The following is a 15,224-nucleotide window of genomic DNA, read 5'->3' on the forward strand; positions in this document are numbered from 1 at the left end:
GTTCAACGCGGGTCTGCTGAGCCGGCTGGGCTTGCGCGCGAGCCGGTGCCTGGGATCGCATGGCAGGGGTCTGCGGCAGCGCGCGTGGTACCTGCTGGCGCGTGGACCGCTCGATCCGCTGGCCTTGTTGCTGTGGACGGACCCGGGGCGCTTCCGAACGCGGCGCCCGGACGGGTTCAACGCGGGTCTGCTGAGCACGTACCTGCGACCGTCGTGGCTGCTCGGTGACCGGGCGCACGCGCTGTGTTTCGGCGCGCACAGCCGGGTTCACACCGCCGCGCGTCCGGGGGTCACGCACGGTATTGCTGACTGGGTCGGACGGAATGACAGACCGCGTCGCGCGCCGCTGGCGATTTGACGGGGTCGTATCGGGCAGTGAAGTCACAGTGCCGGGGCCACCTGCCAGCGCGGCAGTCGAACCCCTGCTGCGAACAGGCGGCGTGCTGGCAGCCTGTGGGCGGCGTGTGCGCCCTGCATCCCCGTCGCGTTGTCCGTCGCGGCGGCTATCCCGGTCACGGTCCCGGTCTCCGTCACGGTCGCCCTTGCCGGGCCGGCCTGTCGCAGGCCGCGTATCGCCGACCGGGCGGATCGAGGAAATATTGTCGTTGAGACGGTAGCCGTTGAGCTTGCCCGTCGAGGCATCGATGATCTCGCAGCGGCCCTGGAAGTTGGCATGTTCGCACACTTCCCATTTGCCCGACTTGATGTTCAGGGACGAAACATTGTCATTGAACCGGAAGCGGCTGAGGTCCTTGACCCCACGATTGATGCCAAGCGACGCCCCCCGCCCATTGGAGTCGACATACAGAGTGGCGTCCGCGTTGCGCGCGCCATAATGGCCGCGCAGCGGCGGGCGCTCGCGGTGGTAGGACCGGTAAGTATTGTACCCGCCGCGCGAATAGCCGAACCCGTAAGGGCCATAGCCGGCCAGCGGGTCATAATAGCCATAGGACCGGTAAGCGGGTGAATAGCCGTAGTGATACACTTCGACCCGGGTGGTGCGACCATAGCCGTAATCATAGTCGTCATTCCCGTAACGCACGGCATCGGCATACTGGATATAGCCGCGCTCGTCGCGCACGAACATCAGGCCATGCTCGGCATCGGTATACTCATAAATCGGCCGAACCGACGACACGTCTCCCCCGAGATCAAAGTAGCGCAGGTCCGGTACGTCTTCGCGCAGGAACACGCAGCGGCCAGTGAAATCGCTGTGTTCACAAATCTCCCAGGCGCCGGACAGCACCGCCACGGACCGGGCGCGGTCGTTGAACCGGATATCGGGCAGCGCGTGGATCGGATCGAAAATATTGACTGCGTCGCCGGTATAATTCGCGCCACTGAACAGGATCAGCGCCGCCTCATCCTGCGGTGCATCATATTGCGCAGCCGCCGCGCCAGTGGCGACAAGGGGGACTGCGATAAGGGCGCCAAGGCGCAGGAGCGTGGCAAACATGGCCAATTCCTCTCAGTTACTGACAGTAACATGGAACACGGCGCCTGAATGCGGCACAACGTCAGGCGGAACGCCTGTTATTTATCGTCTTCCACCTCGGCCCACTGGGCCAGGTCCGGAATCCGGACACGCCCCGCATTGAGGTCAATCTCCGGCACGTCGGCTTGCGTGAATGGCACGAAAACGGTTCCGCCACCGGTAATCAGGTGGATTTCCAGCAGATCGTCGGCACCGAAATTCTGGACTGATTTTATCCGCCCTTCTGCAACGTCTCCTACAGAACAGACCTCAAGGCCGACAAGGTCCTCGATATAGAATTCGCCTTCATCGGCGCTTGGCAGCTGGGCGCGCTCGACATGGAGCAGGGTGCCCTTCAGGGCATCCCACTCTTCCTTCTGTTTCTGTTCGCGGGCTTTCACGATGAAGTGATCATTGCCCGGCCGCGCCGACAGCGGTGTCAGCACGACTCGTCCGGCTTCATCTGTCAGGGGGCCGTAATTGAACAGGTCTTCAGGGTCTGCCGTGAAGCTCTTCACGCGCACTTCGCCACGCACGCCATGGGCACCCTTCAGGGCGCCCACAACGATCAGTTTGTCATTCGGATAGGTCTTCATGCCGCCTCTGTAGCGCCAGACCGCGCCGGAGAGAACCGGGCTGGCACCGTTTAGTGACGGCGCCAGTCGCGGGCATGGCTGTTGCGGGACGCGTCCCGGCCGTCATACCGGCGGATCGACGAAATATTGTCGTTGAGTCCGATCGGGCGAAGGTCGCCTGAACCGCGCGAAATCACTTCGCAGCGGCCGCGATAGTTCGCGTGCTCACAGGCGAGCCAGGTGCCGCGCGTCACGAGGACAGAGCTCGCCCGGTCATTGAACCTGTAGGCGGCCAGGTCAGGCATATCGCCATTGATCTCCATCGGGTCGCCGCGCAGGTCGGCATTCGAAAACAGGACCAGGTCGGCAGACCGCCCGTGATCGCCGCCGTTCCCGTAGCCGACCGCGCGAAGCGAAGACACGTTATCATTCAGGCGCAGGTCATTCAGACGGGATACGCTCGTGTCGATGGTCGCGCACCGGCCCCGGAAATTCGCATCCGTGCAGACTTCCCACGCACCCGACCGGACGCTGATCGACGAGACCCGGTCATTGAACCGCATCTGCTTCAGGTCGGGGATCGCCCCGGCGACTTCGATGGCTTCGCCGCGGAAACCGGCATCTGCATGCAGCACGACACCGCTATATCCGCCGCGATATGTATCAGGCCCGCGATCGGCGTGTGCCGGCAGGGTCAGGGCGGCAAGGCTGGCTGCGACGAGCGCACCATTCCGGAAAAGGCTCAATTTGGTCATAGCGGTCTCCTGTCAGTTCAGTTCGCTTGTAAGTGAAGCGAACTGAACCGGGACAAGGTTCCCCGTTGTGCCGCATTCAGTTGCGACGCCCACCGCCAGCCAAAAGAAAAGGCCAGCGCAAAAATGCACTGGCCTCATCAGAACGATATGTGTGCCGGACCTATTCGGAAGCGGCTTCCTCGGCGGGCGCTTCTTCAGCAGCCGGCTCTTCAACCGGGGCAGGTGCCTTGGCGGCTTCTGCAGCCGCTTCAGCAGCGGCGGCCGCCTTGTCAGCGCGCTCTTTCACGCGTTCCTGGGCCTTCTTGCCTGGCTCACCCTTTTTCAGGTTGCTGCCGGCAGTCCATGTGTAGACCGGAGCGGATTCACCTTCGACGGTGATCTGCGAGAGGAAGCGTGCGACGCGGTCGGTCGGCTGGGCGCCCTTCTTGATCCATTCAGCGGCTTTGACGCCGTCGATTTTCACGCGCTCGGCGGAATCCTTGGGCTGGCGCGGGTCATAGACACCGATCTTCTCGATGAAGCGACCGTCGCGTGGCGCGCGGGCGTCAGCGATGACGACGGAATAGAAGGGGCGTTTCTTGGACCCGCCACGGGCGAGTCGGATCTTGAGGGACATTGGGGTTACTCCTGTAAAGTGTCGTCTCTGGAATTAAAGTTCAGCTTCGTCGCTGCGGATTTGCTCATGGTGGCGGATAACTTCTGCCACGATGAAAGAGAGGAATTTCTCGGCGAATGCCGGGTCGAGGCCGGCCTCATTTGCAAGACTGCGGAGGCGCTCGATCTGCTGGCCTTCGCGGGATTTGTCGGCCGGCGGCATATTGTGCAGCGCTTTCAGCTTGCCGACTTCTTTCGTCGCCTTGAAGCGCTCGGCCAGCGTGTGGACGAGGATCGCATCCATGTTGTCGATGCTGGCGCGCAGCTGGTTCAGCTGGAAGAGGGCGAGCGTGTTGTCTGTCGTCATCATCTACTTCTTCTTTCCCCCGAGGCCCGGCAGGCTGCCACCCAGACCGGGCAGGCCACCTGATCCCATGCCCGGCAATCCGCCCGGCATTTGCTGGCCACCCATTTTGGCAAGATCGGCTGGTGACATGCCGGCCTGCGAGGCGGCGCCCATCATGGCTTTCATGCCGCCCTTGGTGCGCATCTTCTTCATCATCGTGGCCATCTGCTGGTGCATTTTCAGCAGCTTGTTCACTTCCTGCACCGACGTACCGGACCCTGCCGCGATACGCTTGCGGCGCGACGCGTTGAGCACGGCCGGCTTGCGCCGTTCCTTGCGGGTCATCGACAGGATAATCGCTTCCTGGCGCTTCAGGACATTGTCGTCGAGATTGGCGTTCGCCATGGCTTCCTTGGCTTTGCGGGCACCAGGCATCATGCCCATGATGCCGCCAAGCCCGCCCATGCGCTGCATCTGGCGCAGCTGGTCAGCCATGTCCTCAAGGTCGAATTCGCCCTTCTTGAGCTTCGCGGCCATGCGCTCGGCTTTGTCGGAATCCATCTGCTCGGAGGCTTTTTCGACCAGGCTGACAATATCGCCCTGTCCGAGAATGCGGCCTGCCACGCGAGAGGCATCGAATGCGTCGAGGCCGTCGAGCTTTTCACCGGTGCCGAGGAACTTGATCGGCAGGCCAGTGACCGCACGCATGGACAGGGCCGCGCCGCCGCGCCCGTCACCATCCATCCGGGTGAGGACAAGACCTGTCAGCGGTAGGCGGTCATGGAAACGCTTGGCTGTTTCCACAGCGTCCTGTCCGGTCAGCGCATCGGCCACCAGCAGCGTCTCGGACGGCTTCGCGATATCGGCAATCTCTGCCGCCTCAGACATCATCTGCTCGTCGATCGTGGTGCGGCCAGCGGTGTCGAGGATCAAGACATCGTATCCGCCGATCTTGGCGGCCTGCACGGCGCGCCGCGCGATATCAGCGGGCAGCTGGCCTTCGATGATCGGCAGGGAGAAAACATTGTCGCCGCACTGGTCGGCAAGGATCGCAAGCTGCTGCATGGCGGCCGGGCGGCGCACGTCGAGCGAGGCAAGCAGGACTTTCTTGCGGTGCTTTTCCGACAGGCGCTTGGCGATCTTGGCCGTTGTCGTCGTCTTGCCTGAACCCTGCAGGCCAGCCATCATCATCACGGCCGGCGGCGTGTCGATGCGCAGGGTGGTCTCTGCATCCGCGCCGCCGAGCATCTCGACGATCCCGTCATAGACGATCTTGACGACTTGCTGGCCCGGCTTCACCGAACGAACGACTTCCTCGCCAACGGCGCGGGCGCGCACGCTTTCGATGAAATCCTTGACCACGGGCAGGGCAACGTCGGCTTCGAGCAGGGCTACACGGATTTCGCGCAGCGCAGCGTTCACGTCCTTCTCGGACAGCGCGCCGCGACCCGTCAGGCCGTCGAAAATGCCGCCAAGGCGATCGCTCAAAGCGTCGAACATGTGCCTACTCCTTTACCGTTTGCCTGCAGGACAGACTTAGGTGCTCAAACCCGGCGCACAAAGCATGAAGCCCCGCTGAGCGAAAATTCGCCGGGCGGGGGGCCTCGCTGACCTCAAGTGTCAGTCAAAGCGCGCTTTTCATGTTTGCGCGGATGTAAGCGCGCCTAAAGCATGTGAGGCCTATGAGGTCAAGCCAGCTGCATCTCGGCGACGCGGTCTTTCAGGAGATCGATGGCCGCCCGAATTTCGGAATCAACGAGCGAAAGCATGACAATGTCCGCCCAGGAACCGTCGGCCAGACGAAGATAGTGCCGCAACACCCCCTCTTTCTTGGCACCAAGGCGCTCGACTGACCGGATCGCCCGCTCGTTTTCATCGGCAACGAGAAACTCGATGCGGCGCATGCGGGCGGCGAAGGCGCGACCGATCATGGCCATCTGTGTCGCCTTCGGCACGGCCGTCCCGCGCATGTCCTCGGGATGCCAGACATATCCGATACTGACGCGCCGGTGGGTCCGGTTGATATTGATATAGCCAACCACGCCGGCAAAAGCGCCGTCCAACTGGCGCGTTACCGTGAAGGGCACAATGTCGCCGCGCTCTTTCATCTTCAGGATATAGTCGAAATAGGAATTGTAGCTCGTGCCGCTGGGAAGGACAGGCATCCAGTCCCACATGGCCTCAATGGCGCCTGATACGCCCAGCCGCGACCTGTCGGACTCTTCCAGAAGGTCGAGCCTCACGACATCATTGTGCAAACCTTGTTCATCGAGCCGCATGCGCTAGCGTCTCACGGATTGCGACGGACACAAGGGCTACGGGAAAAAGAAATTCTGCATTCCGTTTAGGAACTCATTACCCATCTAAATTCCTTTTTCAGATCTTCTGTGAGCGGTCGGCAGGGAAAAGGCGCTCGGACAGGTAAGTGAATTCCAAAGCGGTACGCTTGGCACGCTCCGTCTGGTTCGCCGCCGCCGAATGCCCACCATCGACATTCTCGTAATACAGGAAGGGCAGGCCCGCATCCTCGAACAGTTTCGCCATCTTGCGCGCATGGCCCGGATGCACGCGGTCATCCTTGGTCGAGGTCACGAAGAAGGGTTCGGGATAAGGCCTGGACGCATCGAAATTCTGGTAAGGCGAGAAGGTCTCGAGGAAAGCCCGCTCCTCCGGCACATCCGGCGAGCCGTATTCGTCGACCCAGGACGCGCCAGCCAGAAGGTGATGGTAGCGCAGCATGTCGAGCAGGGGCACCTGCACCACGACCGCATTCCAGAGGTCCGGCCGCTGGTTCAGCATGACGCCCATCAGCAGGCCGCCATTCGATCCGCCCATGATGCCGAGATGTTCGGAACGGGTGATCCTGCGCGAAATCAGGTCTTCGCCGACAGCAATGAAATCATCATAGACCCGCTGGCGATTGAGCTTCAGGCCCGCCTGGTGCCAGGCCGGGCCGAACTCGCCGCCGCCCCTTATATTCGCCAGCACATAGGCGCCGCCCTGTTCCAGCCACAGCCGCCCCGTCACCGGGCTGTAAGACGGGTTCATCGACACCTGGAACCCGCCATAGCCGTAGAGCAGCGTCGGTGTGCTGCCATCGAATGGCATGTCGGCCCTGTGCACGATGAAATAGGGCACCTGCGTCCCGTCCTTCGACGTCGCAAAGAACTGTTCGACCTTCAGGCCCGATGCGTCGAACTTGCCGGGCAGGCTTTTCAGGGACGCAACGGCGCCGGTCTTGATGTCATAGGACAGCAGGGAATCCGGGGTCAGGAAGTCCTCGTAAGCGAGGAACACGGCCTCTTCATGCTCATCGGCAAAGGCGATGCCCGCCTGTCCCGTACCCGGCAGGTCGATCGGAACGTGCGTCCACCCGTCCGCACCCGGCTCGAGACGCATCACGCGACCGACGACATTGTCATTGATCGACAGCATCGCCGCGCCCTTGGAAATCGCCACACCGTTCACGGCCTGTGTCGCGCCCGGATGAAACACGAGACTGACTGTCGGCAACGTGCGCGTTTGGAGGAAAGCGTCCACGTCGAAGGTGACCAGGTCGCCCGACTTGAACGAGACCGCTTGGCCGTCCGGTGCCCAGTCTTCCTCGAGCGACACCAGGAACTGGCCCTTGTAGATGCCGTTCGGCGACGATTTCAGCGGAATTGGCCAGCGCACCGGGTCGACTTCGCCATCCGGCAGCCACCAATAGGAATGGGTGAAGAAGGTTTCCGACTTCACCGCGCCCTGCAGCACGCGTCCGTTATCCAGTTCCATGACCATCGGCCAGACGCCAACATGCTCGCGCGCTCCGCGGATGACCTCTTCGGCGGCCTCAAGCGGCGTGCCGCGATGCCAGCGTTTCACGATGAAGGGATAGCCCGACGCGGTCACCGTATCCTCGCCCCAGTCAGACGCGATCAGCAATGTGTCGGCGTCGACCCAGGCGACACCCTGCTTGGCTTCGGGCGTGACGAAGCCGTCCGCGACGAAACTCTTTGTCACCAGGTCGAATTCCCGGTTCACGACGGCGTCCTTGCCGCCATCGGACAAAGACACGAGGCAATGCCGCGCCGGCTTGCCCACCTGCCGCAGGCAATTGGCGCCCTTGTAGACCCAGTTCTTGCCTTCTTCTGCAGCGAGCGCGTCGACATCGACAACCGTCTCCCACACGGGCTCGGCTGTCGCATAGCTTTCGAGGCTGGTCCGGCGCCACAGCCCGCGCACATTCACATCATCCTGCCAGAAATTGTAGACCATGCCGTCGCGCACCGCCCCGTAGGGGATGCGTTCTTTGGAATTCAGCGCATCAAGCGCAGCCGCTTCAAACCCCGCATAGCGCGGATCGGCCTGCAACTCGGCCAGGGTGCGCGCGTTCTGTGCCCGCACCCATGCCAACGCCTCATCGCCCTCGACCGCCTCCAGCCAGAGGTTCGGGTCGTCGGCTTGCGTCTCGGTGGTCGGGGTTAGCGGCTCGGGCAAAAGAGTCTCCGTTTCAGGTGCATGTGTGCGCGTTACAAGTATGCGGGCGGGCGCCCATGAGCGAAGCGACACGTCCGCGCGCTAAGCCGGATCGTCCGTTTTCCAGGGCCCGATCCGGTCGAGCGTAATGCGTTCGATCAGGACGGCCCGGCTCTTGTTCGGCACGACCGGACGTAAGCCGAGATAGTCGACGCCCTGGTCGCCCTCGGCGCGCGGCACGTCATAGTCGAAACTGAAGTCGGAGAATTCAGGCTTGAGATCAAAAATCTTCCAGCCGGACTCGCCGGCCCGGCCCGCCGAATAGTTGATCGCCAACTGCATGGCGCCGCGATCATCTGCCGGGCGCGCACGCACCGTGACGCGTACCGTCATGCCCGAAAACTGTGTCTCGATGTCGGCGGCGAGGCGGAAATGCGGGCCAAGCTCCGGCTCGTCCCGCAGTGCGCCTGTCTCGGCTTCGATAAAGAGCAAGGCCCTGTTGTCCGCCCCGTCGACGAGTTCGGTCTTGGCATTGCCGCCCGCGAAGACCTTGTGCAGGTAATCGCCCTCAATGGTGATCTTGTCATAGTGCACGCCGTCCCCCGCGACCGGGCCGGTCGGCAAGGCACCGATCCCCGGCCGGATCGCCAGGAAAACCATCATCGCCGCAAGTGCCAGCGCGGCAGGAAAGAAAAACCAGTCCCGCATCTGCCTCTTCCTTCTGCCGCATTGCCGCGCGCAAGGGCGCTGGCCAATCATTGCATCTGCTGATAGCAGGAGCGCGAACGGTTTGGCGAGCCGTATGCTCGGCTTCCAGTGCTTTTTGGGGATCAATCGCGATGTCGAAGGCGGCCTTGAAGCGTAGGGCAATTGAGGCGCGCCTCTGGCTGACCGATGCCTGTTTTCCACTCTGGGCCGAGCGCGGCATGAATTCTGCCGGCCTTTTCCGTGAAGTGCTCGATCTCGATCATGGCGCCGCCGACCGCGATTATGCGCGCGTCAGGGTCCAGGCCCGCCAGACTTACTTTTTTGCAGAAGCCTTGCGCCTTGGCTGGCGCCCGGACATCTCGACAGACCGGATCGAGCATGGCCTCGGCATCCTGACCGGTCTCGCCCGCAGGGCCGACGGCCTGGTCGGACGCTTGCTGAACGCCGATGGCAGCGGCTTTCTCGATGACACGCCGGACCTCTACGATATCGCCTTCACCCTGTTCGCGCTCGGGGAAGCCGACGATGCGCTTGGCGGCACGGGCGAAACCCGCGCCAGCGCTGCCGCGCTGCTGGATTCGGTTGATCGCCAGATGCGCGACCGGGTGAATGGTGGCTATGCCGAAACGCTTCCGCTTCCACAGAGCCGGCAGCAGAATCCGCACATGCACCTGCTCGAAGCCTGTCTTTCCCTGCACAAGGTCGATCCGGAGGGCGGGCATCTCGCCCGGGCTGGCGAAATCGTCACCCTGTTCGAGGCCCGCTTCACGGCCGGTCCGGGCGGACTTCTCGGCGAGCGGTTTGCCGTCGATTGGGGCATGCCGCAGGGACGCGACGCCGAGATTGTCGAACCGGGACACCAGTTCGAATGGGTCTGGTTGCTTCACGCCTATGCCGACGCATCCGGCATGCCGGTGCCCGAGGCCGCCGGAACGCTATACGCCTTCGCCTGCGCCACGCTCGATGCCGATGGCCGGGCCTGCCAGGAAGTCACCCGCGACGGTGGCCCCGCCGATCCGTCGCGCCGCACCTGGCCGCAGACCGAAGCCCTTAAAGCCCATCTCACGATGTTTGAACGGACCGGCGACGAGCGGTTCGCCGACGCCGCCTGCCGCAGCTTCGACGTGCTCATGGATGAGTTCCTGACCGTGGATGGCGGCTGGATCGACCATTATGGCGCTGACGGCGACGTCATCGCTACCGACATGCCGGCGTCGACCGGCTACCATGTTGTCCTCGCCTTCGCTGAACTGATGCGGGTCATGAAAGCTTGAACCCCTGCCGTTTTAAAGTGAAAAGGGCGCCAAGTGCCCGTTTTGATACCCGTTTGAAGAAAGTCTCACCATGACCAAACTCGCCCTCGTCCGCCACGGACAGTCTGCCTGGAACCTGGAAAACCGTTTCACGGGTTGGTGGGATGCCGACCTCACCGAAAAGGGCGAAGCCGAAGCACACCATTCCGGCGTCCTGCTCAAGGATGTCGATGCCGACTTCCGCGCGGCCTTCACCAGCGTTCAGACCCGGGCGATCCGCACGCTCTGGATGGCGCTCACGGAAATGGGCCGCGTCTGGATGCCGGTCGAGAAGCATTGGCGGCTGAATGAGCGCCACTATGGCGGCCTGACCGGCCTCGACAAGGCCGAGACCGCAGCCAAGCACGGCGCCGAGCAGGTTCATATCTGGCGGCGCTCCTATAATGTCCCGCCGCCGCCGATTGATCAGGACAGCCCGTTCAATCCGGCCAAGGATCCGCGCTATCGCGGCATCGACGTGCCGCCCGCCGAAAGCCTCAAGATGACGCTTGAGCGCGTCTTGCCTTACTGGACCGATGAAATCGCTCCCGTCCTGAGTGCTGGCACCGACACGCTCATCGCCGCGCACGGCAACTCATTGCGCGCCCTCGTCAAACACCTGTTCAACGTGCCCGATGAGTCCATTACCGGGATCGAGATTCCGACAGGCAACCCGCTCCTCATCGAGCTGGACGACAATCTGAAGCCAATTTCAGTGCAATATTTGGACTCTGGTCGCAGCACATCGCTTCCTGCCCTGCCATGAGCCGGCGCCTCGACCGCCGCATGATGGGCCGCGCGCTTGCGCTGGCGAAACTGAACCAGGGCCTGACCGCCGAAAACCCGTCGGTTGGCTGCGTTATCCTGGATGCGGACGGGCACATCGTCGGCGACGGCGTCACCGGCCTTGGCGGACGCCCGCATGCTGAGGAAATCGCCCTTGATGAGGCCGGGAATGCCGCACGTGGCGGAACGGCCTACGTCACGCTAGAGCCCTGCCGCGAACGCTCGGCAGGCGGAGCCTCATGCTCGACAAAACTGAAAGAGGCCGGGGTCCGGCGCGTCGTCTGCGCCATCGCCGATCCCCACCCGCTGGCCGACGGAGGTATTGCCGCGCTCCGCAAGGCAGGCATCCGCGTCGAGATCGGTATTGGCCGTCCCACCGCTGCGCGGCTCTATGACGGTTTCTTCAGGTCAGTTCACACAAGCCAGGCCTGAACCGGGCTCAGCCTGCAAACGGCCCGGCATGCGCGACAATCTTTTCATACAGCGCCAGTGAATCCCGCTGGAATGCCGCCTTGGTGAATTGCGCCTCATAGGACGCCCGGCCACCCGCCACGAGTTGTGCCGCAAGCGCTTTGTCGGTGACAACCTTGCGCAGGGCATCGGCCAGCGCGTCGACATCATTCTTTGGAATGAGCAATCCGTTGACGCCGTCTTTGACATAGGCCGCCGGACCGGCTGCATCCGCAGCCACCAGTGGCCGGGAGGCCGCCCAGGCATCGACCGTCACTGTTCCAAAGGGTTCATAGCGCGACGGGAAGGCAACCACATCACACGCAGCCAGCAACGCGCCGCGATCATTGCGCCATCCGAGAAAGCGCACACGGTCATCAAGACCCAGCCGCGTGCAGTGCGCCTTGAGTTCAGCCTCGATCGGGCCATCGCCCGCGATCCAGACATACAGGCCGTCAATCTTCGCCGTCGCATCGAGTAGCGTATCGAGGCCCTTCTTTTCATGCAGCCGCGCCAGCGCCAGGGCGACAGGCGCGTCGTCCGGCGTATCGAGCGCTTTCCGGCTCGCCGGGTCCGCGCCGGCAAAATCGGCGTAGGTGTGCACGATGGCCGACCGGTCGTCGCTGACACCCTGTTCGCGGATATGGCGCAGCAGGTCGATCGTCAGGCCGACATGCCATTCGCATTGGGTAAAACGTGCCAGCTTGTAATAGCCGCCATACCAGCCAATTGACCGGGCACGGTATTGTTTCGGCGCGAACTGCCCGGCGCGGCCCATCCAGTACTCAATCACGTCCGGCTTGAACTGGGCAATCGCGTCGGCGATCACGCGCCGTGTCGGGAAGGGCCAGCTATTGTTGAACGCGGCCACGTCAACGCCGATCCCGGCCTCGCGAAATTTCTGGATGCGGAAATCATTATTGGGCCGCGTGACGACATGTTGCTCGAGATCTGTTTCGGCAAGCGCGAGCACCGACTCCAGCATGATGTTCTCTGCGCCGCCTTCGGCCGCGCCCGCCATGACATGCATTACCCGCATTTCATCTGTCCTTCGTGTCCTGCCGCCCAGCCGAGCCCGTCGTCACAGCAGCGCATAGCGATTATCGGGCGTAGCGGCAAACGCTGCTTGGCAGTTGGGGGTGAAGTCCCTAGACAAAGGCTGGACCAGCAAGGATAGCGCAATGACCGATTACCGTCTGTTCGGTGCAGACACGTCTCCCTATTCGCTCAAGGTGCGGGCCTTCCTGCGCTACAAGGGATTGGCGTTCGACTGGATATCGCGGTCGCGTGACAACGAGTCCGACTTTCAGGCGAATGCCCAGCGGGTCGCCACGGTGCCCCTGCTGGTGTCACCGAACCGGCCGGTCAGCCAGGACTCGACCGCCATGCTCGCCGCACTGGAAGCCGACCATCCCGAGCCGTCCGCCGTACCCGACGATCCGGCCTGCGCCGTGATCGCGCTCGTGCTCGAAGACTATGGCGATGAGTGGCTGAACAAGTGCATGTTCCAGCAGCGCTGGAGCCAGTCACCCGACCGCGAAGCGGCCGCGCTCCGCGTCCTGACCCAGCTCTATGACGGCAAACGCCCGCGCGCCTACAAGGCCCAGCAAACCCAGATCGCCGAACGCATGGCCGCGCGCCTGCCACTGGTCGGCGCAGATGTGGAAAACCGGGAGACACTGGACAGTTCGTGGCGTCGGTTTGCGCTTCGGCTCAACGCTCATCTTCAGGATCATCTGTTCATTTTCGGAGGCAGGCCGTCGGTCGCTGACTTCGCCATTGCCGCCCAGTTCCAGCAAATGCTGCTCGACCCGACACCGGCTGACTGGCTGCAGGATAATGCCCCCTTCGTGGTGGCCTGGTGCGAACATATGGAAGACCCGCATGCCGGTGGTCCGTTCGAAGAACTTGGCGCCCTCAGCGCAACACTGGCGCCGCTTTTCGAAGACGAACTCAGCGCCACCTACCTGCCCTGGGCCAGTGCGAATGCGGCCAGCGCCTCGCGGGACAAGAAGCGGTTTTCAGCGACGCTCGGCGACGGCATCTTCGAACAATCGACACAGCGCTATGCCGCCCGCGCCTTTCGCGCCGTCAGGTCCGCCGTCGCCAAGTCGTCGGACAACACAGCCCTGCAGGACTTCCTCGCGACAGTGGGCGCCCGCAAGTATCTCTCCTGATCAAATGAAAAGCGGCGCGCCCGGTGAGGCGCGCCGCTCAAGTTCAGTCAGCCGGGTCTGCCTCAGGCCGCGTTGCCGGCAGATTTCTTGCCGATCAGCTTCGGTTCGGACGCTTCATTGTCCGACCCAATTTCGATCTTGCGGGGCTTTTTCTCTTCCGGCAGTTCGCGCACGAGATCGATGCGCAGCACGCCATGGTCGAGGCGCGCGCCGGTCACGATGACGTGATCGGCCAGCTGGAACCGGCGAATGAAACTGCGCTGGGCAATGCCGCGATGCAGGTATTCGCGTCCGTCGCCGTCCTCGTTCTCACCTTTCTTGCCAGCAACCGTGAGCTGGCCTTCCTTGGTTTCGATGTCGAGATCGGCGTCGGTAAAGCCGGCCACCGCGATCTCGATGGCGAAGGCATTCTCACCGGAACGCTCGATATTATAGGGCGGATAGCCCTGCGTACCGTCAAGGCGCGACGCCGTGTCGATCATGTTGGCCATGCGGTCAAAGCCAACCATCGTTCGGTAAAGGGGGGTCAAATCGATATTGCTCATGGAAACAGTCCTCTCATTTGAAGCAACTGTGAGTGACCTGAAGCAAACAGGTCCTCTGGTATTTTCGGGAAACATGAATTCCCAGCCCGCAATCGGCGCTGGCATATCACCCGGTCCCGGCCCGCAATGCAGCACCGTGACAAGTAGTATTTGGGTAGCGTAAAGAGGTGTTCAAGATGTGGACCGAGGAGAACGCCATGAAGAATTTCCTGCTCGCCGGGGCTGCGCTCAGCCTTATCGCAGCCTGTAGCCAGGCCGCTGCACCCGCCAAACCCGAAGCGCCCGCTGTTGAAGTGGTTGAATCGGTTCCCGAACTCAGCCCGCTGCAGGTCGCCGTGAACGATTCCGCGCGCTCTGACGAGGAAAAGGCCCGGGATGCCTGGCGCCATCCGGTCGAGACCCTGGAATTCTTTGGCGTCGAGCCCTCCGATACCGTGATCGAGATCTGGCCCGGCGGTGGCTGGTACACGAATATTCTCGCGCCCTACCTCGCTGCCGGTGGCGGCACGCTGGTCGCGGCGGGCTTCGATCCGGCTGCCGCACCGGATGAAGAGCGCCGACAGCGCACGGAATCGCGTCTCGCCGAGTTCAAGGCCAATTATGCCGACCCGCATTTCGGCACGATCGAATATAGCGTGTTTTCCGGCGTCAGCGGCCCGCTGGCTGCGCCCGGCACAGCCGACGCAGTGCTGACATTCCGCAACGTGCACAACTGGATGTCAGGCGGCTACACCGAGAAATTCTTCACCGACGCCTTCGCCGCGCTGAAACCCGGCGGCGTACTCGGTGTGGTTGAGCATCGCCTCCCGTCGACTGCCACGCAGGACCCAACCGGTTCGACCGGCTATGTCCATGAGGACTTCGTGAAGGCCCGCGCCATCGCCGCCGGATTCGAATTTGCCGGCGCCAGCGAGATCAACGCCAATCCGGCCGACACCGCAGATCATCCTTTCGGTGTCTGGACCCTGCCGCCGAACAACAAATCGACCGACTCGGACGGCAACACGCCGGAGGGGTTCGATGCGACGCGCTATGCCGACATCGGCGAGAGTGACCGGATGACG

General features: G+C 62.8%; 16 protein-coding genes. 5 read left to right on the top strand and 11 right to left on the bottom strand.

Features of this window, described 5'->3' with window-relative positions:
* The 9 genes from AADA04_RS01070 to AADA04_RS01110 form a co-directional block, all read right to left on the bottom strand.
* On the bottom strand, positions 1–1,456 hold a 1,456-nt coding region (locus AADA04_RS01070), incomplete at its 3' end, for a beta/gamma crystallin-related protein (protein ID WP_340691377.1).
* A 77-nt stretch (positions 1,457–1,533) separates the two neighbouring features.
* Positions 1,534–2,070, bottom strand: a complete 537-nt coding sequence (rimM, locus tag AADA04_RS01075; RefSeq protein ID WP_340691378.1) for a ribosome maturation factor RimM — start codon at positions 2,068–2,070, stop codon at positions 1,534–1,536.
* Between the two features lie 50 nt (positions 2,071–2,120).
* A complete protein-coding gene (locus tag AADA04_RS01080) occupies positions 2,121–2,804 on the bottom strand; it encodes a beta/gamma crystallin-related protein (RefSeq protein ID WP_340691379.1) in 684 nt (227 codons plus the stop codon).
* A 160-nt stretch (positions 2,805–2,964) separates the two neighbouring features.
* The gene (gene rpsP / locus AADA04_RS01085; protein WP_340691380.1) at positions 2,965–3,420 is read right to left on the bottom strand and encodes a 30S ribosomal protein S16; all 456 of its coding nucleotides are present in this window, start codon (positions 3,418–3,420) and stop codon (positions 2,965–2,967) included.
* Between the two features lie 33 nt (positions 3,421–3,453).
* Positions 3,454–3,768 carry a chorismate mutase gene (locus AADA04_RS01090; protein ID WP_340691381.1) on the bottom strand — a complete coding sequence of 105 codons (315 nt, stop codon included), beginning with the start codon at positions 3,766–3,768 and terminating at the stop codon, positions 3,454–3,456.
* Positions 3,769–5,244 carry a signal recognition particle protein gene (gene ffh / locus AADA04_RS01095; RefSeq protein ID WP_340691382.1) on the bottom strand — a complete coding sequence of 492 codons (1,476 nt, stop codon included), beginning with the start codon at positions 5,242–5,244 and terminating at the stop codon, positions 3,769–3,771.
* A gap of 188 nt (positions 5,245–5,432) precedes the next feature.
* The gene (locus AADA04_RS01100; RefSeq protein ID WP_340691383.1) at positions 5,433–6,023 is read right to left on the bottom strand and encodes a GNAT family protein; all 591 of its coding nucleotides are present in this window, start codon (positions 6,021–6,023) and stop codon (positions 5,433–5,435) included.
* Positions 6,024–6,120: 97 nt separating this feature from the next.
* The gene (locus tag AADA04_RS01105) at positions 6,121–8,223 is read right to left on the bottom strand and encodes a prolyl oligopeptidase family serine peptidase (protein ID WP_340691384.1); all 2,103 of its coding nucleotides are present in this window, start codon (positions 8,221–8,223) and stop codon (positions 6,121–6,123) included.
* Positions 8,224–8,304: 81 nt separating this feature from the next.
* Complete coding sequence (locus tag AADA04_RS01110; protein ID WP_340691385.1) at positions 8,305–8,910, bottom strand: hypothetical protein; 606 nt, start codon at positions 8,908–8,910, stop codon at positions 8,305–8,307.
* Between the two features lie 146 nt (positions 8,911–9,056).
* Here AADA04_RS01110 and AADA04_RS01115 point away from each other — a divergent pair, with 146 nt between their 5' ends.
* From AADA04_RS01115 to AADA04_RS01125, 3 genes are all read left to right on the top strand, one after another.
* Positions 9,057–10,184 (top strand): AGE family epimerase/isomerase, encoded by a 1,128-nt coding sequence (locus AADA04_RS01115; RefSeq protein ID WP_340691386.1) that lies wholly within the window; start codon positions 9,057–9,059, stop codon positions 10,182–10,184.
* Between the two features lie 70 nt (positions 10,185–10,254).
* Positions 10,255–10,968: a 2,3-diphosphoglycerate-dependent phosphoglycerate mutase gene (gene gpmA / locus AADA04_RS01120; RefSeq protein WP_340691387.1), complete on the top strand. Its 714-nt coding sequence runs from the start codon at positions 10,255–10,257 to the stop codon at positions 10,966–10,968.
* On the top strand, positions 10,965–11,420 hold the full coding sequence (locus AADA04_RS01125) for a bifunctional diaminohydroxyphosphoribosylaminopyrimidine deaminase/5-amino-6-(5-phosphoribosylamino)uracil reductase RibD (RefSeq protein ID WP_340691388.1): 456 nt from the start codon (positions 10,965–10,967) through the stop codon (positions 11,418–11,420). The genes gpmA and AADA04_RS01125 overlap by 4 nt, the downstream gene beginning before the upstream one ends.
* 7 nt (positions 11,421–11,427) lie before the next feature.
* Here the strand turns inward: AADA04_RS01125 and AADA04_RS01130 are convergent, their stop codons facing one another.
* On the bottom strand, positions 11,428–12,477 hold the full coding sequence (locus AADA04_RS01130; RefSeq protein ID WP_340691389.1) for a glycosyltransferase: 1,050 nt from the start codon (positions 12,475–12,477) through the stop codon (positions 11,428–11,430).
* A gap of 142 nt (positions 12,478–12,619) precedes the next feature.
* Between AADA04_RS01130 and AADA04_RS01135 the strand changes: the two genes are divergently transcribed.
* Complete coding sequence (locus tag AADA04_RS01135) at positions 12,620–13,615, top strand: glutathione S-transferase family protein (RefSeq protein WP_340691390.1); 996 nt, start codon at positions 12,620–12,622, stop codon at positions 13,613–13,615.
* Positions 13,616–13,677: 62 nt separating this feature from the next.
* Here the strand turns inward: AADA04_RS01135 and AADA04_RS01140 are convergent, their stop codons facing one another.
* Positions 13,678–14,160, bottom strand: coding sequence for an Hsp20 family protein (locus AADA04_RS01140; RefSeq protein ID WP_340691391.1), 483 nt, complete (start codon positions 14,158–14,160; stop codon positions 13,678–13,680).
* Positions 14,161–14,357: 197 nt separating this feature from the next.
* On the opposite strand from AADA04_RS01140, the gene AADA04_RS01145 reads away from it, so the two are divergent.
* The coding region (locus AADA04_RS01145) for a hypothetical protein (RefSeq protein WP_340691392.1) at positions 14,358–15,224 on the top strand (867 nt) is incomplete at its 3' end.

Origin of the sequence: Hyphomonas sp. (assembly GCF_037969335.1) — a bacterium.
Classification (GTDB): Bacteria; Pseudomonadota; Alphaproteobacteria; order Caulobacterales; family Hyphomonadaceae; genus Hyphomonas.